The sequence below is a fragment of the Sphingobium sp. TomTYG74 genome, from assembly GCF_055393875.1.
In genome coordinates, this window is sequence record NZ_AP027341.1 from 1992566 (window position 1) to 2014865 (window position 22300).

27 protein-coding genes are annotated in these 22300 nt (G+C 62.3%); 16 read left to right on the top strand and 11 right to left on the bottom strand.

Annotation, left to right across the window (positions count from 1 at the left end; translation table 11 throughout):
* The first annotated feature begins 19 nt into the window (after positions 1–19).
* From sseA to ACZ5TB_RS10120, 9 genes are all read left to right on the top strand, one after another.
* Positions 20–868 carry a 3-mercaptopyruvate sulfurtransferase gene (sseA, locus tag ACZ5TB_RS10080; RefSeq protein ID WP_464791138.1) on the top strand — a complete coding sequence of 283 codons (849 nt, stop codon included), beginning with the start codon at positions 20–22 and terminating at the stop codon, positions 866–868.
* Positions 865–2073 (top strand): cystathionine beta-lyase, encoded by a 1209-nt coding sequence (gene metC, locus ACZ5TB_RS10085; protein ID WP_464791139.1) that lies wholly within the window; start codon positions 865–867, stop codon positions 2071–2073. The genes sseA and metC overlap by 4 nt, the downstream gene beginning before the upstream one ends.
* Complete coding sequence (locus tag ACZ5TB_RS10090; RefSeq protein ID WP_464791140.1) at positions 2070–3335, top strand: mechanosensitive ion channel family protein; 1266 nt, start codon at positions 2070–2072, stop codon at positions 3333–3335. Before metC ends, ACZ5TB_RS10090 begins: the two co-directional genes overlap by 4 nt.
* A gap of 170 nt (positions 3336–3505) precedes the next feature.
* Positions 3506–4252 (top strand): TorF family putative porin, encoded by a 747-nt coding sequence (locus ACZ5TB_RS10095; protein WP_464791141.1) that lies wholly within the window; start codon positions 3506–3508, stop codon positions 4250–4252.
* Between the two features lie 111 nt (positions 4253–4363).
* Positions 4364–4879 carry a sterol desaturase family protein gene (locus ACZ5TB_RS10100; RefSeq protein ID WP_464791142.1) on the top strand — a complete coding sequence of 172 codons (516 nt, stop codon included), beginning with the start codon at positions 4364–4366 and terminating at the stop codon, positions 4877–4879.
* Positions 4880–4926: 47 nt separating this feature from the next.
* A complete protein-coding gene (locus ACZ5TB_RS10105; protein WP_464791143.1) occupies positions 4927–5556 on the top strand; it encodes a nicotinate-nucleotide adenylyltransferase in 630 nt (209 codons plus the stop codon).
* Positions 5557–5568: 12 nt separating this feature from the next.
* Positions 5569–5955 (top strand): ribosome silencing factor, encoded by a 387-nt coding sequence (gene rsfS / locus ACZ5TB_RS10110; protein WP_449474303.1) that lies wholly within the window; start codon positions 5569–5571, stop codon positions 5953–5955.
* A gap of 81 nt (positions 5956–6036) precedes the next feature.
* Positions 6037–6459 (top strand): 23S rRNA (pseudouridine(1915)-N(3))-methyltransferase RlmH, encoded by a 423-nt coding sequence (locus ACZ5TB_RS10115; protein WP_196224688.1) that lies wholly within the window; start codon positions 6037–6039, stop codon positions 6457–6459.
* Between the two features lie 82 nt (positions 6460–6541).
* Positions 6542–7777, top strand: a complete 1236-nt coding sequence (locus tag ACZ5TB_RS10120) for a murein hydrolase activator EnvC family protein (RefSeq protein ID WP_460986866.1) — start codon at positions 6542–6544, stop codon at positions 7775–7777.
* Between the two features lie 108 nt (positions 7778–7885).
* On the opposite strand, the gene ACZ5TB_RS10125 is transcribed toward ACZ5TB_RS10120, so the two are convergent.
* Genes ACZ5TB_RS10125 through ACZ5TB_RS10135 form a run of 3 tightly spaced genes read right to left on the bottom strand, consistent with a single transcriptional unit; the run spans position 7886 to position 10838 of the window.
* Positions 7886–8755 (bottom strand): class I SAM-dependent methyltransferase, encoded by an 870-nt coding sequence (locus ACZ5TB_RS10125; protein ID WP_464791144.1) that lies wholly within the window; start codon positions 8753–8755, stop codon positions 7886–7888.
* On the bottom strand, positions 8752–10152 hold the full coding sequence (gene thrC, locus ACZ5TB_RS10130) for a threonine synthase (RefSeq protein WP_464791145.1): 1401 nt from the start codon (positions 10150–10152) through the stop codon (positions 8752–8754). The genes ACZ5TB_RS10125 and thrC overlap by 4 nt, the downstream gene beginning before the upstream one ends.
* Before the next feature lie 44 nt (positions 10153–10196).
* A complete protein-coding gene (locus ACZ5TB_RS10135) occupies positions 10197–10838 on the bottom strand; it encodes an SURF1 family protein (RefSeq protein ID WP_464791146.1) in 642 nt (213 codons plus the stop codon).
* A gap of 3 nt (positions 10839–10841) precedes the next feature.
* Between ACZ5TB_RS10135 and ACZ5TB_RS10140 the strand changes: the two genes are divergently transcribed.
* Positions 10842–11063, top strand: a complete 222-nt coding sequence (locus tag ACZ5TB_RS10140; protein ID WP_464791147.1) for a hypothetical protein — start codon at positions 10842–10844, stop codon at positions 11061–11063.
* 3 nt (positions 11064–11066) lie between these two features.
* Here the strand turns inward: ACZ5TB_RS10140 and ACZ5TB_RS10145 are convergent, their stop codons facing one another.
* The 6 genes from ACZ5TB_RS10145 to coxB form a co-directional block, all read right to left on the bottom strand.
* The gene (locus ACZ5TB_RS10145; RefSeq protein ID WP_464791148.1) at positions 11067–11897 is read right to left on the bottom strand and encodes a cytochrome c oxidase subunit 3; all 831 of its coding nucleotides are present in this window, start codon (positions 11895–11897) and stop codon (positions 11067–11069) included.
* Positions 11898–11940: 43 nt separating this feature from the next.
* Complete coding sequence (locus tag ACZ5TB_RS10150) at positions 11941–12516, bottom strand: cytochrome c oxidase assembly protein (protein ID WP_464791149.1); 576 nt, start codon at positions 12514–12516, stop codon at positions 11941–11943.
* Complete coding sequence (locus ACZ5TB_RS10155; RefSeq protein WP_464778282.1) at positions 12516–12647, bottom strand: hypothetical protein; 132 nt, start codon at positions 12645–12647, stop codon at positions 12516–12518. The genes ACZ5TB_RS10150 and ACZ5TB_RS10155 overlap by 1 nt, the downstream gene beginning before the upstream one ends.
* Entirely contained in the window at positions 12644–13564 is a 921-nt protein-coding gene (locus ACZ5TB_RS10160) for a heme o synthase (RefSeq protein WP_464791150.1), read from the bottom strand. Before ACZ5TB_RS10160 ends, ACZ5TB_RS10155 begins: the two co-directional genes overlap by 4 nt.
* 114 nt (positions 13565–13678) lie before the next feature.
* Complete coding sequence (gene ctaD / locus ACZ5TB_RS10165) at positions 13679–15346, bottom strand: cytochrome c oxidase subunit I (RefSeq protein ID WP_464778284.1); 1668 nt, start codon at positions 15344–15346, stop codon at positions 13679–13681.
* A 17-nt stretch (positions 15347–15363) separates the two neighbouring features.
* Positions 15364–16380 (bottom strand): cytochrome c oxidase subunit II, encoded by a 1017-nt coding sequence (gene coxB / locus ACZ5TB_RS10170; protein ID WP_464791151.1) that lies wholly within the window; start codon positions 16378–16380, stop codon positions 15364–15366.
* Between the two features lie 282 nt (positions 16381–16662).
* Here coxB and pyrE point away from each other — a divergent pair, with 282 nt between their 5' ends.
* Genes pyrE through ACZ5TB_RS10195 form a run of 5 tightly spaced genes read left to right on the top strand, consistent with a single transcriptional unit; the run spans position 16663 to position 20417 of the window.
* Positions 16663–17244, top strand: a complete 582-nt coding sequence (gene pyrE, locus ACZ5TB_RS10175; protein ID WP_449474318.1) for an orotate phosphoribosyltransferase — start codon at positions 16663–16665, stop codon at positions 17242–17244.
* 5 nt (positions 17245–17249) lie between these two features.
* Positions 17250–17987 carry a pyridoxine 5'-phosphate synthase gene (locus ACZ5TB_RS10180; RefSeq protein ID WP_464791152.1) on the top strand — a complete coding sequence of 246 codons (738 nt, stop codon included), beginning with the start codon at positions 17250–17252 and terminating at the stop codon, positions 17985–17987.
* Positions 17984–18385, top strand: a complete 402-nt coding sequence (gene acpS / locus ACZ5TB_RS10185) for a holo-ACP synthase (protein WP_464778287.1) — start codon at positions 17984–17986, stop codon at positions 18383–18385. Before ACZ5TB_RS10180 ends, acpS begins: the two co-directional genes overlap by 4 nt.
* Before the next feature lie 32 nt (positions 18386–18417).
* Positions 18418–19314: a signal peptidase I gene (gene lepB, locus ACZ5TB_RS10190; RefSeq protein ID WP_464778288.1), complete on the top strand. Its 897-nt coding sequence runs from the start codon at positions 18418–18420 to the stop codon at positions 19312–19314.
* A 23-nt stretch (positions 19315–19337) separates the two neighbouring features.
* Positions 19338–20417, top strand: coding sequence for an AI-2E family transporter (locus tag ACZ5TB_RS10195; protein ID WP_464778289.1), 1080 nt, complete (start codon positions 19338–19340; stop codon positions 20415–20417).
* Positions 20418–20471: 54 nt separating this feature from the next.
* Here ACZ5TB_RS10195 and ACZ5TB_RS10200 read toward each other — a convergent pair whose 3' ends face one another.
* Both ACZ5TB_RS10200 and rpsU read right to left on the bottom strand, forming a co-directional pair.
* Positions 20472–21032 (bottom strand): FKBP-type peptidyl-prolyl cis-trans isomerase, encoded by a 561-nt coding sequence (locus tag ACZ5TB_RS10200; RefSeq protein ID WP_464778290.1) that lies wholly within the window; start codon positions 21030–21032, stop codon positions 20472–20474.
* Between the two features lie 74 nt (positions 21033–21106).
* On the bottom strand, positions 21107–21313 hold the full coding sequence (gene rpsU / locus ACZ5TB_RS10205) for a 30S ribosomal protein S21 (protein ID WP_004208618.1): 207 nt from the start codon (positions 21311–21313) through the stop codon (positions 21107–21109).
* Between the two features lie 222 nt (positions 21314–21535).
* Here rpsU and ACZ5TB_RS10210 point away from each other — a divergent pair, with 222 nt between their 5' ends.
* A complete protein-coding gene (locus tag ACZ5TB_RS10210; RefSeq protein ID WP_464791153.1) occupies positions 21536–22294 on the top strand; it encodes a class II aldolase/adducin family protein in 759 nt (252 codons plus the stop codon).
* Positions 22295–22300: the final 6 nt, after the last annotated feature.

Here is a 22300-nt window from a genome sequence, read left to right on the forward strand (position 1 = left end):
CACCAACAAAAGAGGCGGCATGGACATCCTCATCTCCACGGACAGGCTCGCAGCAGAACTGGGCAAGGACGACCTCAAGACACTCGACGCCAGCCTCTTCCTCCCCGGCACGCCACGCGATGCCCGCGCCGAGTTCGAAGCCGCCCACATCCCCGGCGCCGCCTATCTCGACCTCCCCAGCCTTTCCGATGCAGACGACCCGCGCCCCGGCATGTTGCCGACCGACGCCTTCATGACCGAACGCTGCCGCGCGCTCGGCATCAACGCCGACAGCCGCGTCATCCTCTACGACAACAGCCCCACGCACAGCGCTGCCCGTGCATGGTGGATGATGCGCCTCTATGGCGTGGGCAAGTCCGCCGCGATCCTCGACGGCGGCCTGCCAAAGTGGATCGCCGAAGGGCGCCCGACGGAAAGCGGCTGGCCCGTGATCCCGCGCGGAGACGTCACCGCCCGACGCGCGCAGAGCCAGGTCCGCACCAAGGACGACCTGCTCACCAATCTCGACAGCCATGCCGCGCAGGTCCTCGACGCACGCGGCGCCGCCCGCTTCACCGGCGAGGAGAAGGAGCCCCGCCCCGGCATGGCGTCCGGCCATATCCCCGGCTCGCGCAACGTCCCGTCCGCCTCCCTCTTCAACGCCGACAACAGCATGAAGAAGGGCGAGGAACTGCGGCAACTGTTCCTCGACGCGGGCGCCGACTTCGCCCGCCCCATCATCACCAGCTGCGGCAGTGGCGTGACGGCCGCCATCCTGCTCGCGGGGCTTGAGCTGCTCGGCAAGACGGACGTCACACTCTATGACGGCAGCTGGTCGGAATGGGGGCTAGATCCCTCAACGCCAAAGGCGACGGGGCCAGCCGCATGAGCAAGGACCGCAAGCCGCTCACCCAATTGGCGCAGGCCGGGCGCAAAGCGGAATGGACCGGCATGCCCGGTCAACCCGGCGCGATCGTCAACCCGCCGGTCTGGCGCGCCTCGACCATCCTCTATGACGATGTCGCCCATCTGCGCAGCACCGCGCGCAGCAGCACGCACGAACGCCTCTTCTACGGCCGCAAGGGCACGCCCACAGCCTGGAGCCTCGCCGACGCGCTGACGGAAATGGAGCCCGGCGCGGAAGGGACGATGCTCTTCCCCTCCGGCGTCGCCGCGATCGCCTGTGCGCTGCTGTCGGTACTCAAACCCGGCGACCAGCTGCTCATGGTCGACAGCGCCTACGACCCCACCCGCAACTTCTGCGAACAGATGCTAAGAGGTTACGGTATCGAAACGGTCTACTACGACCCCCTCGCCGATTCCGTTTCAATTCGCCATCTCCTTAATGAAAACACCCGCGCCATTTTCCTGGAAAGCCCCGGCAGCCTGACTTTCGAAGTGCAGGACATCCCCGCCATCACCGCCCTCGCGCGGGAAAAGGGCATTGTCACTCTCCTCGACAATACCTGGGCCACGCCCTTCTTCTTCCCCGCCCTCGCCCACGGCGTCGACATCACCATCCTGGCCTGCACCAAATATATAGTGGGCCACAGCGACGTCATGCTCGGCTCCGTCACCGCGAAGCCTGAGCATTTCCCGAAGCTCCGCCAGACCGCCTATCTCCTCGGCCAAATGGTCAGCCCCGACGACGCCTGGCTCGCCAGTCGCGGCCTCCGCACCCTCGGCGTCCGCCTGAACCAGCATCAGGACAGCGCGCTCCAGGTCGCCCGCTGGCTCGCCGAACAGCCCGAGGTCGCCCGCGTCCTCCACCCCGCGCTGCCAAGCTGCCCCGGCCACGAAAAATGGGCGCGCGACTTTTCCGGTTCCAGCGGCCTCTTCAGCTTTGTCCTCAAGGGCGGCAGCGAAGAAGCCCGCGCCGCGTTGATCGACGGCCTAGAACATTTCGGCATAGGCTATAGCTGGGGCGGTTTCGAAAGCCTGGCCTTGCCCGTCGATCCAGCACGCTACCGCACCGCCACCATATGGCAGGCGGAAGGTCCTCTCGTCCGGCTACAGATCGGCTTGGAAGATCCCGCCGACCTCATCGCCGATCTTGATGTCGGCCTCGCCCGTTTCCGCAAGGTACGGGGATGAGCCGGGGTTTCCCCAACCTCCTGGCCCTGCTGCCCGGAAATCCGGCGATCATTCACCCCCTTGTGGCGCTCACGATAGCGGCGCTTCTGTTCCTGATCGCCGATGGAATTGCCCATATCGCCGCCCCGCGCCTGCGCCGCCGGGCGCGACCATTAGGGGAGGCATTGGCCGGACATTTCCGACCCATCCTTCGCCACAGCCTGGGAAGCGGTCTTTTCGCCCTGGCTGTCATGCTTTGGCCGGTCGACGCGCTCGCCCACCTCATCCTTGGCGGAGCCTTCGCGCTCTCCGTCGCCTTGCTCGGCATCCATATACTGCGCAGCCTCGCCATTCCGCGTTGGGCTGTCGTTCCGCTGGCCTTGTTGCTGTTCGTCATGATCCTTTCCGGCAGCAGCGGCGGCTTCGCGCCCGTTGCGGACATGCTGGACGGCATCGGCATAGACCTTGGCAAACGGCGGATCACCTTGCTTGGCCTTGTCAGCACCGCCGCGATCTGCGTCCTGCTCTTTGCGCTGGTGCGGCTCGCTAACCGCCTGTTCGCCCGCAGCATCGACCGTGCCAAAGGGCTCGACCCTACGCAAAAGCTGCTCGCCCAAAAGCTCGCCGCCATCGCCGCCGTCGTCGCCGCCTTCTTCATCGGCGTCGATCTGCTCGGCGTCGACCTTACTGCTTTTGCCGTCTTTTCCGGCGCGCTGGGCCTGGCCGTCGGCTTCGGCCTGCAAAAAACCTTCGGCAATCTGTTCGCCGGGATCATCCTACTCATGGACCGCTCGATCAAGCCGGGCGACGTCATCGTTGTCGGCGACAGCTTTGGCTGGGTGAACAAGATCGGTGTTCGCGCCGTCTCCGTCCTGACCCGAGACGGCAAGGAACATCTGATCCCGAACGAAAATCTGATGACGCAGGAGGTGGAGAACTGGTCCTATTCCGACCGCAATGTCCGCATCCGCATTCCAGTGGGCATCGGTTACGACTGCGACCTCAAGCTCGCGCAGGAACTGATGCTACGCGCCGCGCAGGAAAGCCCACGCGTCCTGCGCAATCCCAAGCCCAATGTCTGGTTGACGGGCTTTGGCGAAAACCGCGTCGAACATGACATATTGGTGTGGATCAGCGACCCGGAAGGCGGCGTCGGAAGTGTCAAATCGGACGTGCTGAACCGCCTCTGGCTGTTGTTTCGCGAGCATGGAATCACGATCCCCTATCCACAGCGGGTGGTGCATCAGGCTGCGCCGAGCGCCCGGCCTTTTGTTGCAGAGTAGCAACATTACGGACGTAAAAGACAACCAATAGCAATAATTTCTTGTGCAGCGCGGCATGCGTCGGCATGTCGTGCCTGTTCAGGTCATCCGATCCGGCCCTTTGTGGGAATAGAGAATGCGGAATCCTGACGCAGGCGGGACCATCGCAGAAAACCACCAAGGGGAATCCAATGCGTAAGTCCATTCTCGGCCTCTCGGCCGTCGCTCTCGCTGCTCTGTCCGTCCCGGCACTCGCCCAGGACGAGGCTACGCCCGCGCTCACCGTCACCGGCAACGCTGCCGTAGTCAGCGACTATCGTTTCCGTGGCATTTCGCAGACCGACAAGCGTTTCGCGCTGCAGGGCGGCATCACCGTCACCCATGAATCGGGCTTCTATGTCTCGACCTGGGGCTCGTCGATCGATGACTATGTGGCCGCTGGCAGCGACCAGGAACTCGACCTGATCGCAGGCTACTCCAAGACCATCGGCGCCGCGACCGTCGATGTCGGCGTGCTCTATTATTACTTCCCCGGTTCGGGCGGTGCGAACACCGACTTCGTTGAGCCCTATGCTTCGATCAAGGGCACCTTCGGCCCGGCGACGGCTAAGCTCGGCGCCGCCTATGCGCCCAAGTCGCGCGCCCTTTCCGTCGATGGCGGCCTGACCCGCGAAGACAATCTCTATGTTACGGGCGACCTGTCGGCCAGCATTCCCAACACGCCGCTGGGCGTTTCGGCGCATCTGGGTCACAGCTTCGGCCCCAGCTACCTGACCATCGGCAAGGAATATACCGACTGGAACATCGGTGCGACCTACACCTGGAGCCACCTGACCTTCGGCGTCAGCTATGTGGACACCGACAAGTCGATCTACAGCCCCAGCGGCCGTAACATCAGCAAGGCTGGCGTAGTGGGTTCGATCACCGCCTCCTTCTGATTTCTTCGACTACAGAATGAAGAGGGCCGCGATCTCGATGATCGCGGCCTTTTTCGTGTCCGGAATTATACGGGGTCGCGCACCTTCATTCGCCCGTTTATACAGAGGGCCATGTCCGCCTTCCTGCTGTTCCTGATCTTCGCCGCCACCGTCACCGCGATGGAGGGCTTTGCCTATGTCATGCACCGCTGGGTGATGCATGGGCCGGGCTGGTTCCTGCATGCCAGCCATCATCGCCCCCGCAACGGCATGTGGGAAGCGAACGACCTCTATTTCGTGATCTTCGCCCTCCCCTCGATCCTGCTGCTGCTGGGCGGCGTGCAATGGGGCTGGGGCGATTGGGCAACAGCCTGCGGCGCAGGGATCGCAGCTTACGGCCTCATCTATCTCGGCTTTCACGATATCCTGGTCCATCAGCGGATCACCCACCGCCATGTTTCCCGTTCTCCCTATATGAAGCGGATCGTTCAGGCGCATCGGCTGCATCATGCGGTCGAGACGCGCGAGGGCTGCGTCAGCTTCGGCTTCCTGGTCGCGCCGCGGCCGGAGGAGCTGAAAAGGCAACTGGCGCAGGGGCATCGGCGGAAGGGCGTGCGGAAGGCACGCGGGCTCATGGAAGCAGAGTGACCAATCGGTTCATTTCTGGCCCTTTGGCAGCGACGGCGGCAAGCTGAATGGCACGCATCGGCCTGCTGGGCGGCTCCTTCAATCCGGCGCATGGCGGCCATCGCGCCATCTCGCTGTTCGCTGCGAAGGAGCTGCGGCTGGACGAAGTCTGGTGGCTGGTCTCGCCGGGCAATCCGCTCAAGCCCCGTGTCGGCATGGCATCCCTTCCCGTACGCCTCGCCCATGCGCGCCATATTGCTCGACGCGCGGCGATTCGGCCCACCGCGATCGAGCACGCGCTGGGCACCCGATACACCGCCGATTCGCTAAAAGGGATCAGGCACCGCTTCCCCCGTAATCAGTTCATCTGGCTGATGGGGGCGGACAATCTCGCCCAGTTCGGCCAGTGGAAAGATTGGCGCGGCATCGCGCGACAGATGCCCATTGCCGTAATCGCCCGGCCCGGCTATGATGGAGTTGCCCGTGGCTCTGGGGCCATGGCCTGGCTGCGGCGTTTCGTCCGGCCCGCGCGCCAGAGTGCAGACTGGACGGATTGGAGACCGCCGGCGCTTGTGCTTTTGCGCTTTCGCCCTGATCCAAGATCGGCGACCCTGCTGCGGCAGGCGAAACCCCTCTGGCATCGCGAATATGAACATGCACGCGTGCGCGATCCGCTCACGCGCCGGTTGATTGTCTAGAATGGAGCATTTTTGACCAGACCACATCCTGCCAACGACCCGGCTGATGCCGACAGCGTTGCCGCCCTGCACGACCTTGTCCTGAAATCGCTCGACGATGACCAGGCGCAGGAAACCATCTCCATCCCGCTTGAAGGCAAGAGCAGCATTGCCGACCATATGGTGATCGCCAGCGGGCGTTCATCGCGTCAGGTCGCGTCGATGGCGCAGAAGCTTGCCGAGCGTATCAAGCAGGCCACCGGCCGCTCCGCGCGGGTCGAGGGGTTGCCGGTCGCCGACTGGGTGCTGATCGATGCAGGCGACGTGATCGTCCACCTGTTCCGGCCCGAAGTGCGCAGCTTCTACAATCTGGAACGGATGTGGGGCTTTGTCGACGCGCCGGTGGCGGGCACGGCCTGAAGGCTCTTACCGCATCGGCCTCACTCGCCGATGCATGCAGACCTTCGACAAGCGCGCACTGACCCGTTAGGAGCGTGATCCATGCTCCTCCACATCATCGCGCGCGGCAAGATCGGACGTTCGGCCGAAGCGGAACTGGTCGAACGCTATGTGAAGCGGCTGACCATGCCGCACAGGATCACCGAACTGCCAGACCGTGGCGGCAAGCTGCCGCCCGCTCCGACTGGCACGATCACCGTGATGCTCGACGAGAAAGGCCGCCAGCTCAGCTCCATGGACTTCGCCAAGCGGCTCGAAGGCTGGCGAGACCAGGGCGCGCGCGAATGCCGCTTCCTGATCGGCGCGGCCGATGGCTTCGACGACGAAGCCCGCGCCGGGGCTGACCTGCTGATCGCTTTTGGCGCGATGACCTGGCCCCACATGATGGCCCGCGCCATGCTGGCCGAACAATTATGGCGCGCCTGTTCCATCCTTTCCGGCCACCCCTATCATCGCGAAGGCTGATACCGCCACCGCTCGACATGGATGGTCGTTTGCGCCTAGTCAGATATCGCCGGTCGCCAGCAGGACCGGCAGGGGGCAAGGGGTGAAAAGGTCAACAGCCTTCGCGGCGATCATCGGCGGCGCAGCGGTCATCGCCGCCGCGCGCCTGGCGGCGGCTCCTCAAGCAGGCATCATCCTGGGCGGCACGGGGGAAACCAGCCTGCGTCAGGAACAGGCTGCGCTGAAGGCGGCCCGCATCCAGTCCGAACAAGCGCGCGAACGCTCCCAGCGGTTGGAACAGCAGGCAACGGCCGCGCGGGACGAGGCCGAACAGGCGCGCCGCCGCGCCGCCGCCATGGCTGCCCGTATCCAGCAGGCCGAGGCTGACATTCAAGCGGCCCAAGCGCGTATCGCGATCATAGCCCGCATGCAGCGTTCGCAAGCAGCACGGCTGGCGGCCAAGCAGGAGCCGGTTGTCCGCTTGACCGCCGCTCTCCAGATGATGGCGCGGCGACCTCTGGCCTTGGCGCTGGTGCAGCCGGGGTCGCTGAGCGATGCCGTCCACATGCGCGCCGTGCTGGGACAGATATTGCCCGTCATTCAGGAGCGCACAGCTGGTTTGCGCGCTGAACTGGAGCGTAGCCGGGCCTTGCGTGAGACCGCCGAGCAGGCGGCCGCTTCACTCGCGCAAAGCCAGGCTGACCTCCGTAATAGCCAAGCCGCTTTACGCAGCTTGGAAACGCAAAAGCGGCTGGCGGAGAGGGACTATCGCTCCAACGCCAATCTGGAGAGTGACCGCGCTCTCGCCCTGGGCGAAAGAGCCCGCGACATCGTCGATCTGATGGATCGCCTCCAGGCGGCAGGTGATCTACGCGAAGAACTCGCAGCGCTCCCCGGCCCGCTGCTCAGGCCAGCGCGCCCCGACCTCGCCATGGCGCCCGCACAGGCAAGGCAGCGCAGTGCGGGCGGACCTCCACCCTATCGCTTGCCGGTGATGGGCCAGTTGGTCACCGGCATGGGCGAATTGTCGGAAAGCGGCGTCCGGTCGCGGGGCCTCACTATCGTCACCCAGTCGGGCGCGCTCGCCGTCGCGCCTACGGCGGGGCGCGTCGTCTTCGCAGGGCCTTATCGCGGCTACGGCCAGATCATGATCCTGGATCATGGCGGCGGCTGGACCACGTTGATCACCGGATTACATCGGCTTTCCGCCGCCGTGGGCGATGATGTGCGACAGGGCGATCCGCTGGGCAACGCCGGAAGCGGGCGTCCGACCATCACGATCGAACTGCGTCGCAATGGCCGTCCGGTCGATATCGTGCCGTTGGTCGGGCTAGGCTGAAAGCGCTAGAGCATCGTGCGCAAAAGTGGGAACCGGTTTGGCGCTTAGAACGATGCGACAACAAAAAACTAGAGCGCGCGATCTGCGTCCGATTCAACGCAGCGCGCTCTAGCGCCGCCAGCGCGCCCAGATGGCCGTCGGCAACTCCAGCCCTCTTGCTTCCTCGCGCACGGCCAATTCGCCCGCTTCGACCGTGCCCGGAAGGTCGGCGAAGGCCTGCTGCAGCAATTGCCCAATCGCCAGCGCGGACATGCGGACGGCATAGACGGTCAGGAACAGGAAGCGACTGTCGGCATCCAGCAGGCGGCGGCAATCCGCAATGAGCCGAGGCAGATCCTCTTCCAGCCTCCAGATTTCACCGTCCGGCCCACGGCCATATTTGGGCGGGTCGAGCAATATGCCGTCATAGCGCCGCTCTCGCCGGACCTCGCGAGCTACGAACTTCGCGGCATCGTCAACGATCCAGCGAACCGGGCGGTCTTCCATCCCCGACGCCGCGGCATTGGCCCGCGCCTGCGCCACCGACTTCTTCGACGCATCAACATGCACCATCTGCGCGCCGGTAGCCGACATCGCCAATGTGCCGACGCCGGTATAGCCGAACAGGTTCATGATCTGCGGCTGCTCCAGCCCGGCCGTCTGCTCCCGCATCCAGTTCCACACCGGCGCCATGTCAGGAAAGAAGCCGAGATGCCGGAAAGGCGTGCAACTTGCTTGGAACGTCACCTCGTTCCAGCTGAGCGGCCAGCCTTCGGCAGGCACCGGGCGATCATAGAACCAGCGCCCACCGCCCTCTTCGTCCGAACCGGGCACGAATTCGCCATCGGCTTGCCAATCCGCGTTTGCTGGCGCCCACATCGCCTGCGGCTCGGGCCGGATGAAGCGATAACGGCCATAGCGTTCCAGCTTGCGGCCGTGACCCGAATCGAGCAGGCCATAGTCGGCCCACGGCTCACCGATGAGCGTGTCGAGCTTCATGCTCGCGGCGTAGCGCGCTCCGCGACATAGGCGGTGATCGCCTCAAAGGTCGCGGGCAGCTTGGCATAGGCTTCCTCACGGGCGAACAGGTCACCCATGCGGGCAGGCAGAGGCGGACGAAGCCCGGTGGCGCGCTCCACGGCCTCGCGGAACTTGGCCGGATGCGCCGTCGCCAGCGTAACGATCGGCACGCCCGCCTCAACCTCCATCTCGCGCGCGGCGGCAAGGCCCACGGCGGTATGGGGGTCAATGACCTGACCGGCTCCGTCAAAGGCCCAGCGAATCGCCATGTTCATTGCGTCGCCATCGACACGCGCCGAAGCGAGCAACTTCGCCGCGCCAGCCCGCTGCGCATTGGTGAGGCGCATCGCGCGGCTTGTTTCGAACCCCTTCATCTGTTCAGCTAGCGCCGGGCCGCCACGGCCACCCGCGTCGAACAGCAGTCGTTCGAAATTCGAACTGATCTGGATATCCATGCTGGGCGTGGAAGTCTGAACGACCTGGCCCTGGCTATAGTCACCGTCCGCCAGCGCGCGGTGCAGAATGTCGTTGACGTTGGTCGCGACCATCAGCTTCGCAACCGGAAGCCCCATCTGCGCCGCGACATAACCAGCGAACACGTCGCCGAAATTACCTGTGGGGACCGAAAAAGCGACCTGCCGCTCCGGTGCGCCAAGCCTTACGGCGGCGTAGAAATAATAGACCACCTGCGCCATCAACCGCGCCCAGTTGATGCTGTTCACCGCCGACAGATTGAACTTCTTCGAAAAGGCAGGGTCGTTGAACATCGCCTTCACGAGCGCCTGCGCATCGTCGAAGCTGCCCTCGATCGCGATATTATGGACGTTGGGCGCGCGCACCGTGGTCATCTGGCGCCGTTGTACGTCGGACACGCGGCCTTCGGGGTGCAGCATGAAGATGTCGATCTTCTCGCGTCCCGCAACGGCGTCGATGGCTGCCGACCCCGTGTCGCCCGACGTCGCACCGACAATCGTCAGATGATCGTCACGGCGAGACAGGAACCGCTCGAACAGCTGCCCCAACAATTGCAGCGCGACATCCTTGAACGCGAGGGTCGGGCCATGGAAAAGTTCAAGCAGCCAGTGCTGGTGGTCCAGCTGCACCAGCGGCGTCACCGCGTTGTGGCTGAACCGGCCATAGGCGGCAGTACACAGCTCGCGCAGTTCGTCTTCGCTAAGTGAGCCCGCGACATAGGGGGCCATGACGCGAACGGCGGTTTCCACGTAGGAAAGCCCGGCGAGCGCGCGTATGTCCGCCTCCGAAAAGCGCGGCCAGCTTTCCGGAACATAGAGGCCGCCATCGGACGCCAGCCCTGCCAGCGTCACATCCTCGAAACCCAGCGCAGGCGCGCTTCCCCTGGTGCTCACATATTGCATGATGGGGAAGCGCGGTAACGAGGCTGGAGCGTTGGAGCAAGCCTTTACGACGGATCGGCCCGTGGAGGCACCCGCTTGCGAAGCGCAAGGACGTAAATGACCACGGCCACCGCAGCGAAGAAGAACCACTGGATGGCGTAAGCGAGGTGGTTGTTCGGAACGTCGTTGACGCTCGGCGGGGCAACCGGTTTCAACCCTTCCGGTGCGCGCTCCGCGATCAGCATCGGCCGCAGCGGAAGAACATTAGCCGTGAACCGCGACAACAACGTCCGGTGATCAGGCTCTTCGGATATCCAGCCGGTGACCTGCCCACCTTTCCAATTTGGCTTCAGGTCCGGCTGCTTGGCGACGCCCAAAGCAACGAGCGCGCCAGGCCCTTCTGCCCCGGTAGCGCATTGCGCGATATAGCGGTAGCCGACCGATCCATCGGCGGCCCGTCCCGCTTCCGTCTGCCAGCCAACGACATTCAGGCAATGGATGGAGGAGCGCCTGAACAGCAGCACGGGCGGAACAGGTGGCATTTGCGGGAAGCTGACAGTCGGCTTGGCTGGATTGGCCGACGCAAGGGCCAGCATCGCCTCCTTCTCGCTGCGGCGTTGCAACTGCCAGATGCCAAGGGCGATCATGACCAGCACGGCGCCTGCCACGATAATGCTGGCAAAAAGAGGGACGCGACGCGCGGTCATAGCTTGACCGCCGACGATATCGTCGCCCCGGCCAAAGCGGACGGGCCGAACTGCCGGAAGGCAGGCGCGGCGCTCATATTCGACGGCCGGACGCCGGGCAGAGAGACGCAGGGCGGCTGGAAGAGCGCTGGTGTGAAAAGAAGCATGACGGCAGGCATAATTATCTTCCGTCTAAAAGAAAACGGCCGGTTATTACCGGCCGTTTTCTTGATGGATAAGGCCTAGTCCTTAGCCGCCGTGCATCGGAGCGCCCCAGCCGCCCCACACATAGATGGCGACGAACAGGAACAACCAGACGACGTCGACAAAGTGCCAGTACCAGGCAGCGGCCTCAAAGCCGAAATGCTGGCGAGGAGTGAAGTGCCCCTTATAGACGCGCACCAGATTGACGATCAGGAAGATCGTGCCGATCAGAACGTGGAAGCCGTGGAAGCCCGTCGCCATGTAGAAGGCCGAGCTGTAGGGGCTGCCGCCGAACGGGAACGGCGCGTGCATATATTCATAGGCCTGGATCGAAGAGAAGAGCAGGCCGAGGATCACCGTCAACCACAGGCCGGTTTTCAGACTCTCACGATCTCCATGAATTAGAGCGTGGTGCGCCCAGGTGACGGTCGTGCCCGAGCAGAGCAGGATCAGCGTGTTGAGCAGCGGCAGCTCAAACGCGTTCATCACCTCGATACCCTTGGACGGGAACAGACCTTCGATCGGAGCAAGCTGGCTCGGGAAAAGCGAGAAGTCGAAGAACGCCCAGAACCAGCCAACGAAGAACATGACTTCCGAAGCGATGAACAGGATCATGCCGTAGCGCAGATGCAACTGCACAACAGGCGTATGATCGCCCGCATGCGCCTCTGCGATGACGTTTGCCCACCAGCTGTACATGGTGAACAGCACGCCCGCGACGCCGATCAGAAATACCCAGCCACCACCGGCAGGCATGGCATCAGGGTGCATCCACATGATCGCGCCCATCGCCATTACCAGCGCCGACATGGACCCGAATAACGGCCAGATGCTGGGCGGTAGAATGTGATAATCGTGCTGCTTGGCGCCTGCCATGACGTACTCTTCCCTGTTCGCGTTCGCGTTATCGTGGATTGCCTTAGCTCGGCTTCTTGTCCTGCTCAACAGGATAGAAGGTGTAGCTTAGCGTAATTTGCTGAGTGTCCCTATTGTCGGGATCATTCAGTATTTTGGGATCAACATAATAAATCACCGGCATGCGAACCTGCTCGCCGGGCTGCAATGTCTGCTCGGTGAAGCAGAAACACTGGATTTTGGCGAAATAAGCCCCAGCCTGCGTAGGCGTCACGTTGAAGCTGGCGGTGCCGGTCACCGGCTTGTCCGACATATTCTTGGCAATGAAGATCGCCATGTCGCGCGTGCCAACGGTCACCGTATCCGTCCGGTGCTCGGGATAGAATTGCCAAGGCATGCCAGGTTGAACATTGGAATCGAACCGGATCGACATTGTATGTCCGACCGCTGGCTGCAACTTGACGTCGGCAGCAGCGCGCTGCGTCGTGCCGCCAAATCCCGTCTGCTCGCAGAAGATTCGGTAGAGCGGAACCGATGCGAAACCGAGCCCGAGCATAGCCAACCCTACCGCCGTCATTGTCATGAGCGTGCGGCGGTTCCGGCGATCCCGGTCAAAGGGCGACGGCGGCAGACTAGCCATTATTGTCCCGCACCGATCTTCGCGATCGTGATCGCGTAAAAGAGAATGACGAGCGCCCCGAGCAGCAGCCCGGTGATAATGGCGCGCGACTTCTGCCGACCGCGTACCTGCTCCTCTTCCTCGGGTGTCATGCCAGCAGCCAACGGTCGATGACAACCGCTCCAAACAGAAGGAAAAGATAAAGGATCGAATATTTGAACAGCCGGCGTTCCGGACCCATGCGGCTGGGATCCATTTCGCGCCGCCGGAAGACCTGAAAAGCAAAGATCACGAACAGGCCCGTCCCGAGCAAGGCTGTGAGGCCGTAAATCAGACCGGTAAGACGAAGCAGCACGGGTGCCATTGCTGCGGCAGCCATGATCGCCGTGTAGAACCATATCTGACGGCGTGTAGCGACTTCACCAGATACCACTGGCAGCATCGGAATGTTTGCCGCAGCATAATCGGTCTTCACGAACAGCGCGAGCGCCCAGAAATGAGGCGGCGTCCAAAAAAAGGTGAGCATGAAAAGCGCCACCGGGAGAGCGCCGACGTCACCCGTGACTGCAGCCCAACCGATAACGGGGGGGAAAGCCCCCGCAGCACCGCCAATGACGATGTTCTGTGTTGTCCGAGGCTTGAGCCAAATAGTGTAAATGAAAACATAGAAAAGAATCGACACCGCCAGGATGGCAGAGGCGAGCCAGTTCGTCGCCACGCCCATCAGCAGGACCGAGAAGAAGGAAAGGCCGACGCCGAAATGAAGCGCCGACTGCCGGTCCATCCGGCCAGCGGGCAGCGGACGGTTAGCGGTCCGCTTCATCTTTGAGTCAATATCCGCCTCATACCATTGGTTGAGCGCTGCGGCTGCGCCAGCGCCCAGCGCTATGCACAGGATGGCGGTGAAGGCGAGCACGGGATGGATTTGACCGGGCGCAGCGAGCAGCCCGCAAAGACCCGTGAAGACGACCAATGTCATCACGCGCGGCTTGGTTAACGCGACAAAGTCGCGCCAGTGCGCGGGAATTGTGGGAGCGGCGCTCCCGGTCATGAACGGCGAACTTGCCATATGCTCCTCGTGCGGCAGCCCGGCGCCATCACGGACGCCGGGACTGCTAATTGCGGGTTCGCGCTGTTGGTCGCCACCCGGCACCCTGCGAGATGCTTTCTTTCTCGCCGGTCGTCAGTCGATGACCGGCAATGTTTCGAACTGGTGGAACGGCGGCGGGCTGGGCAGCGTCCATTCCAGCGTCGTTGCACCTTCACCCCACGGATTACCTTCGGCCTTCTTACCCGCAGCGAGCGACCAGAAGACGTTGATGAAGAAGATCAACACGCCCACGGCCATGATCTCATATCCATGGCTGGCCACGCTGTTCCAGTATGCGAAGGCTTCCGGATAGTCAGGGTAGCGGCGCGGCATGCCCGACAGACCGAGGAAGTGCATCGGGAAGAACAGCAGGTTCACGCCCACGAAGAACACCCAGAAGTGCAGGTGGCCGAGGAATTCGCTGTACATGCGGCCCGACATCTTCGGGAACCAATAGTAAAAGCCCGCGAAGAGACCGAAAACGGCGCCCAGCGACAACACATAGTGGAAGTGGGCGACAACATAATAGGTGTCGTGCAGCACGTCATCGACGCCGCCATTTGCCAGGACCACGCCGGTGACACCGCCCACGGTGAACAGGAAGATGAAGCCCAGCGCCCAGACCATGGGGGTCTTGTAGCTGATCGAGCCGCCCCAAATCGTCGCGATCCAAGAGAAAATCTTGATGCCGGTCGGAACGGCAATGACCATCGTCGCGGCCGTGAAGTACATCTTCACGTTCACCGACATGCCAGTGGTGAACATATGGTGCGCCCAGACGACGAACCCGACGACGCCAATCGCGACCATGGCATATGCCATGCCGAGATAGCCGAATACTGGCTTACGGCTGAAGGTAGAGATGATCTGGCTGACGATACCAAAACCAGGCAGGATCATGATGTACACTTCAGGGTGCCCGAAGAACCAGAAAAGATGCTGGTAAAGCTCCGGATCGCCACCCCCGGCGGCATCGTAGAAAGTGGTGCCGAAGTTACGATCGGTCAGCAGCATGGTGATCGCGGCGGCAAGAACCGGCAGCGCGAGCAGCAGCAAGAAGGCAGTGACCAGCACCGACCAGACGAACAACGGCATCTTGTGCAGGGTCATGCCCGGCGCGCGCATGTTCAAAATGGTGGTGATGAAGTTGACGGCGCCCAGGATGGAGCTGGCACCCGCGATGTGGAGCGACAGGATAGCCATATCCACTGCTGGCCCCGCAGAACCGCTGGTCGAGAGCGGAGCATAGACCGTCCAGCCCGTGCCCGCGCCATTACCCGTACCACCAGGAACGAAGGTCGAACCGAGCAGCAGAGCAAAAGCGGGGATCAACAGCCAGAAGCTGATATTGTTCATGCGCGGGAAGGCCATGTCCGGTGCACCGATCATGATCGGCACGAACCAGTTACCAAAGCCACCGATGATGGCGGGCATGACCATGAAAAAGACCATGATCAGACCGTGCGCGGTGATCAGCACGTTCCAGAGATGATAGGCCTGATCGAGCGTGGCCGAGGGGCCATCCGTCATCTGCGCCCAGGTGTGGAGGTACTGAATGCCAGGCTGCGCCAGCTCAGCGCGCATCAGACCCGAAATCGCGCCGCCGATCACTCCAGCAAGGATCGCGAAGATCAGATAAAGAGTGCCGATGTCCTTGTGGTTCGTCGACATGAACCAGCGCTGGAAGAAGGCTGGCTTGTGATCGGCGTCATGATGATCATGAGCATGATCGCCGTGATGATCTGCGGTAATGGTGGTCATGGCGTTATGCCCTTACATCAAAGCTTTTCGGCGGGGGCGGCGGCAGGCGCTGCGGGAGCAGCAGCCGTAGCTGCTGCGTCAGCGCCCTGAAGCTTGCCGCCCTGCGAGAGAACCCACTGGTCGAACTGGGCTGGAGGCAGCGCCTCGATCGCGATCGGCATGAAAGCGTGGCGCGCGCCACACAGTTCGGAACATTGCCCGTAATAGACACCCGGCTTCTCGATGGTGAATGTCTTCTCATTGAGACGGCCAGGAACCGCGTCCATCTTCACCCAGAGCGAGGGTATCGCAAAGGCGTGAATCACGTCAGCCCCAGTGATGATAAGCTTGATCGGGCGGCCAGCGGGAAGAACCATGCGATTGTCAGGCGCGAGCAGATAAGGCTCGCCATTTGCCTCGGCCTTTTCCTTGGGAAGCATGTTCGAGACATATTCAGGAATGCCGTTGTCGGGATATTCATAGCCCCAGTACCACTGATAGCCGGTAACCTTCACGGTCAACGCATCCTTGGGCGCAGGCTTGTACTGGTCTGCCAGCAGGCCGATCGAAGGCACCGCGATCACGAGGAGAATCACCACCGGAACCACAGTCCAGATCACTTCGATCAGCGTATTATGCGACGTCTTCGAGGGCACCGGATTGGCGCTACGGCGGAAGCGGACCATCACATAGAGCATCAAAAGAAGCACGAAGACCGAGATGATCGTGATAAGCGGCAGGAGCAGCACATCGTGCAGCCAGCGCGCGGTATGACCCGTGGGGCTGAACTGTTCCTGCAAGGTGATTTCGCCGGGGCGCGGCATGCCGATGCCCTCAGTCGGCTTCATCCGGGGCGGCGCGGCAACCTTGGCCGCAGGCGCAGCCTCGGCAGCAGGAGCGGCCGCATTGGCGCCCGAGTCGGCCGGTGCGGCGGCATTGCCCGCAGCGGCGGCTGCGACGGCGGCATTGTCCTGCGCCAGCGCCTGACTGTTCAACACCGCAGCTGGCGCAAAGGCCAGCAACCCGGCGAGAACGAGCGATTTCACCATTTTCATAAGCGTCTTCTTACCCCGTAACCCCTTGGCGCCGCTGCAACGAAGGCGCGCGCATGCGCATCCCCCTCCGCCCGGTCGGTCTGCCGCGGCTTATAGGCATGCTTTTTTCCTGCCTCAAGCGGGCAGGAGCAGATTTTCTTCGCTGTTGCAACGCCCCGGTCGTCCGCCTATCTCGCACCTCGCGCGCAGGGGCGCGTTCGTGGGCATTACCCATATTAAAGTTGATGTGCCGGATGGCTTCGAAATAGGCCTGGGGCATGTACTGATGGATCGAAGAACCGGATGACTGACGAGGAAGTACTGGCAGAATTCAGGGCCGCAGGGGCGCTGCTGGAGGGGCATTTCATTCTGTCCTCAGGCCGCCGTAGCGCCAATTACCTGCAATGCGCGCGGGTATTGATGAACGCCGAACGCGCAGGCGGCCTCGCGCGTGCAGTCGTGCAGAAGCTGCCCCGCGAACTGCGGCAGGACATCGACCTTGTCGTCTCGCCCGCCATGGGCGGCCTTATCATCGGCCATGAAGTCGGGCGCGCTCTCGACAAGGATGCCGTCTTCCTGGAACGGCCCGAGGGAAAATTCGAGCTGCGGCGCGGCTTCGCGATAACGCCAGGCCAAAAAGTGCTGATGGTCGAAGACGTCGTTACGACTGGCCTGTCGTCGCGCCAGGCAATCGAAGCCGTGGAGGCTGAAGGCGGCATCGTTGTCGCCGAAGTAGCGCTGGTCGATCGATCCGCAGGCGAAGTAGATCTGGGCGTCCCTTTCTACCCGCTCGTCAGCATCAACTTCCCGGTATATGAAGCAGACGATGTCCCGCCGGAACTAGCGGCCATCCCCGCCATCAAACCCGGAAGCCGGAAACAATAGGCATCATGCAGCAACCTCCCGCCCACCTGCGCCTGGGTGTCAACATCGACCATGTTGCCACCATCCGGAATGCGCGGGGGGGAGAACATCCTGATCCCGTCAAGGCGGCGTTGCTGGCCGTGAAGGCGGGAGCCGATGGCATCACCGCGCACCTGCGCGAGGATCGGCGGCACATCCGGGACGAGGATATCGCCACGCTGATGGCGGCTCTTACCGTTCCGCTGAACCTGGAAATGGCCGCGACGCGGGAGATGCTGGACATCGCATTGAAGCATCGACCGCATGCGGCATGCATCGTGCCTGAAAAACGCGAGGAGCGGACGACCGAGGGCGGTCTGGATGCCGCCGGGCAGATCGAGGCGCTACGACCGATCGTCGGCGCACTGGGGGACGCAGGGATCCGCGTCAGCCTTTTCATCGAACCTGATCCGGCGCAAATCGAGGCAGCGATGCGCCTGGGCGCGCCGGTGGTGGAGTTTCACACCGGGCGCTATGCGCATATTTCCGGCTCAGCGCGCGCTGAGGAGTTGCGGCGCATCTCCGATGCTGCGGCGCTTGCGGCCAAAAATGGTATCGAACCCCATGCTGGTCATGGCCTGACCTTCGACAATGTAGGCCCGGTGGCGGCAATTCCGCAGGTGGCCGAACTCAACATCGGCCACTTCCTGATTGGCGAGGCCATTTTCAGCGGGTTGGAAAGCAGCATCCGCGAAATGCGGCGGCAGATGGACCTGGCGCGTTGATCATCGGCCTCGGATCCGACCTATGCAACATCGAGCGGATCCAAAATTCGCTCGATCGCTTTGGTGAGCGGTTCGAGCAGCGCGTTTTTACCGAGGTCGAGCGCGCCAAGGCAAACCGCCGCCCGTTCACCAAGGCAGGGACGCTCGCCAAGCGTTTCGCCGCCAAGGAAGCCTTTTCCAAAGCCGTAGGGACGGGCTTTAATCGTGGGGTGTTCATGAAGGACATCGGCGTCGTCAATCGCCCCGGCGGCGCACCGACGCTGGAACTGACTGGCGGCGCGCTCGCACAGCTTCAAACTATGCTACCCGATGGACACAAGGCGGTCATTCACGTCACGCTAACCGATGATCATCCATGGGCGCAGGCATTTGTCATCATTGAGGCCTTGCCCCAGTGACCACGGCACCACCAGCATCCGAGAAGCCATCCATGACGGCAGCCGACATGAGCGAGAACGACCCGCTTTCCACAGAAGAACCGGCGGCGGCATCGCCAGCCCGAACGGACAAGAGTGCGATCGACTGGTGGCATGAGGTGAAGAGCATCGCGCTTCTGATTCTGGCGGTCCTGGCCTTTCACAGCTTCGTCGCCAAACCCTTCTACATTCCGAGCGAGTCCATGATGCCGGTGTTGCTGAAGGGCGACCGACTGGTGGTCAGCAAATTCCCTTATGGCTGGTCCTATGTTTCGCCGAGTTTCCACCCCCTGCCCTTTCTGAAGGGCCGCATTTTCGGCCGCCTGCCCGAACGGGGCGACATCGTCATCGTGTCACCGCATAACCGGCGGGAAGACTATATCAAGCGGGTTATCGGCCTGCCGGGCGACATCATCGAGGTTCGGGGCGGACAGGTCATCCTGAATGGCACCGCTGTTCCCCAGAAGGCGATCAAGCCGGTCCTGATCCCGATCGATGGCAACGCCCCCTGTTCCCCCACCCAGTTCCCTGGCGCCCGCATCACGGGGGTGGACGGGCGGGAATATTGTCAGTTGCCTGTCCGGCGGGAAATCCTGCCCAATGGCAAAAGCTATGTGACGATCGACATGGGGCCGAGCGCGCTGGATTGGTATGGTCCGGTGCGCATTCCCCGCGACCATGTCTTCCTGATGGGTGACAACAGGGACAATAGCGCCGACAGCCGCGCGCCGCTTGAGGAGAATGGCCTTGGGGGGCCTGTTCCTTGGGAGGCGATTGGCGGACGGGCCGAATTCATTACTTTTTCACTCGACGGCAATTCCAGCTGGAATCCCGTGACCTGGATTCACGCGCTGCGTAGTGGCCGGGCGGGGAACCGCTTACGCCCGGAGAGCGTTCCACCCCCGAAATAATACATCTGCAAAGGGGCTGGTGATTGAGCGGCAAACACGTGCACATTGAGCAACCGGGTCCGAGCGAACTGCGCAGCCCGCTCGTTCAACATGAGATAAAACGCGCGGGTGTGTGGATCGCCATGGCGGTCGCCGTCGCACTGCTAGCCTTGCTTGCGCAGCCGATCATGCTCATCCTTGGAGCCTTGGTCCTGGCCACCATGATGGACGGCGGCACTCGGCTGCTCGGCCGCATATTGCCGGTCGGCCGAGGTTGGCGCCTGACGATCGTGCTCCTCTCCATACTGCTGTTTCTAGCTTATACATTTTACCTGACAGGGGCGAGTTTGGCTGCGCAGGCGCAGGCGATGCGGACGATCATAGAGACACAGGCCACCCGCATCGGTGGCTGGATGCAGCAACTGGGCGTGACGACGACACCCAATGATTTCAAGAGCCTCGCTACGCAGGCTTTCAATTCTATCGGTCGGGTCACTGCGGCGGTCGGCACCGTCATGGGCGCCGTCACAAGCGGCGTAATGATGCTGGTGCTGGCGATTTTCATTGCGGTGGAGCCGCGCCTTTATGAGCGAGGCGTCGCATGGATGCTGCCCATGAGCACCCGCTTAAGCTTCTATAATGTCGTCGACAGGATGGGGTGGACGCTGCGCCGTTTGATGTTCGGCCGTCTGATTGGCATGGCGGTCGAGGGCGTTGGAACTTGGCTGCTGTTGCTCGCGGGGGGCGTCCCAATGGCTGGCCTGCTCGGAATCCTGACCGGGCTGTTCGCTTTTCTGCCGAACATCGGGTCGATCATATCGGGCGTATTGATCGTACTCGTCGGATTTTCGGCGGGGGTCGATGCCGGAATCTATGCCTTTTTCGTGTATCTCGTAGTGCAGATCGTCGATGGTTACCTGATCGTTCCCATGGTGGCGAAGCGGGCAACCGACCTTGCCCCCGCGCTGGTCCTGGCTGCGCAGATATTGTTCGGCGCGCTGTTTGGAATAATGGGCCTGTTCCTGGCCGACCCGATCGTGGCGATGATCAAGGTCTATCTCGAGGAACGGTCCAAGGCGATCAGTGATGATCCCGAATCAAAGGGGATTGTCGTCACCGAATAGAAAAGGGTCCGAAAACCGGACCCTTTTCTATTCTCTTACCTTTCGGCGATGCGATCAGCGGCCGGGAAGGGGCGCAGGAGCCGCGCCCTGCTGCATCATCTGCTGCATCCGCATAATGTCGGCCTTCGATTTGAAATCGTGCAGTTGAACATCGAAGACCAGCACGGAATTGGCGGGGATAGGTCCAGCCGCCTGTTCGCCATAGCCGAGCTGCGGCGGAATCCAGAGACGGTACTTGCCGCCCTTCTTCATCTTCTGCAGACCTTCGGAAAAGCCCGGCACAACGCCATCGACCGGCATCGCGGTCTGGGCATTTTCGTCGAAGACGGTGCCGTCGAGCAAAGTGCCCTTATATCCCACCAGCGCCACGTCCGCTGCGGTGGGGCTGGGACCAGTGCCCTCTTCCAGAACCTTGTACTGGAGGCCCGATTCGGTCGTGACCACACCTTCCTCCCCAGCATTGCGGGCGAAGTAGCTGGCAGGCGAAGGCTCGACCCCGCGCTGCCCAGCCCAAGCCAAGCCGCCTGCGGCAATCGCCACGGCGGCAACGCCGATCCAGAGGCGCGTCAGCGACCCCTTGGCGATGGGACGAAGGGGAACAGCGGTCGTGGACATGGACCTAAACCTCGCGATGCGGATGATCAGCAGAAAGAGGCGGAGAAACCGCCGCCCCTTAGGAGATGGGCGTCTTAACGAACGCCGTCACGCTCAGCGCGCTTGCGCTCCAGCTTGCGCGCGCGGCGAACCGCAGCGGCCTTTTCGCGGGCGCGCTTCTCCGAGGGCTTTTCGTAGTGACGGCGCAGCTTCATCTCGCGATACACGCCCTCACGCTGCAGCTTCTTCTTGAGCGCGCGCAAGGCCTGGTCGACATTGTTGTCGCGAACGATGATTTGCATAATCCAGTCAAACTCCAGTCGAAAACGGGCGGTTCGTCAGGAAACAAACCCTTCCCGACGGGCCTACCGAAAGTAATAGCAATGAGTCGTCGCAGGGCAGCCTGCGCCGTGTGGGGCGCGCCCTACCAGCAGAGTCGGCCAAATTCAACCCCAAAGCCGTTTCGCTCGACAGCAGCGCCGCCGGGGACGATAGTTACGACGACAGGGTAAAGGAGGACCACCATGGCAACCGCCGCTTCCGCTGATGACATGCCCAGTGAAGAATGGAAAGCGCGTCGGCAACTGGCTGCATGCTACCGCATATTCGACCACATGGGATGGTCGGAACTTATCTACAATCATATCACCCTGCGCGTGCCCGGCGACGACAGCGCGTTCCTGATCAACCCGTTCGGCTTGCTCTATTCCGAGGTGACGGCGTCCAACCTCGTCAAGATCGACATTGATGGACACATACTGGACGGCAGCCCCTATCCAGTGAACCGCGCCGGCTTCACCCAGCACAGCGTCTTCCACCGCCACCTGCCCGATGCTCATTGCGTCATCCATACGCACACCACCGCAGCCATGGCGGTCAGCGCGACGAAGGAGGGCCTACGTCCAACCAACTTCTATGCCGCCGCCTTTGCCGGGCGAATCGCCTATCACGATTTTGAGGGCATCACGCTGCGGCCCGAGGAAGGCGAAAGACTGATCGCCAATCTCGGTGACCGGCGGTTGATGATGCTGCGCAACCACGGCACCCTGGTCATGGCTGATACCCTTCCCAAAGCCTTCCTCATGCACTGGATGCTTCAGCGCGCCTGCGAAATACAGGTGGCGACAGGTTCTGCGGGCACACCCATCGACATTCCGGACGAAGTAATAGCCGTGCATCAGCGTGATATCAGCGGCGTTCAGTTACCGGCAGGTCCGGGCGTTCCTGATTTTGAGGCGATGGTTCGGTTGATCGATCGGATCGATCCAGGATGGAAAAACTGATGGTCG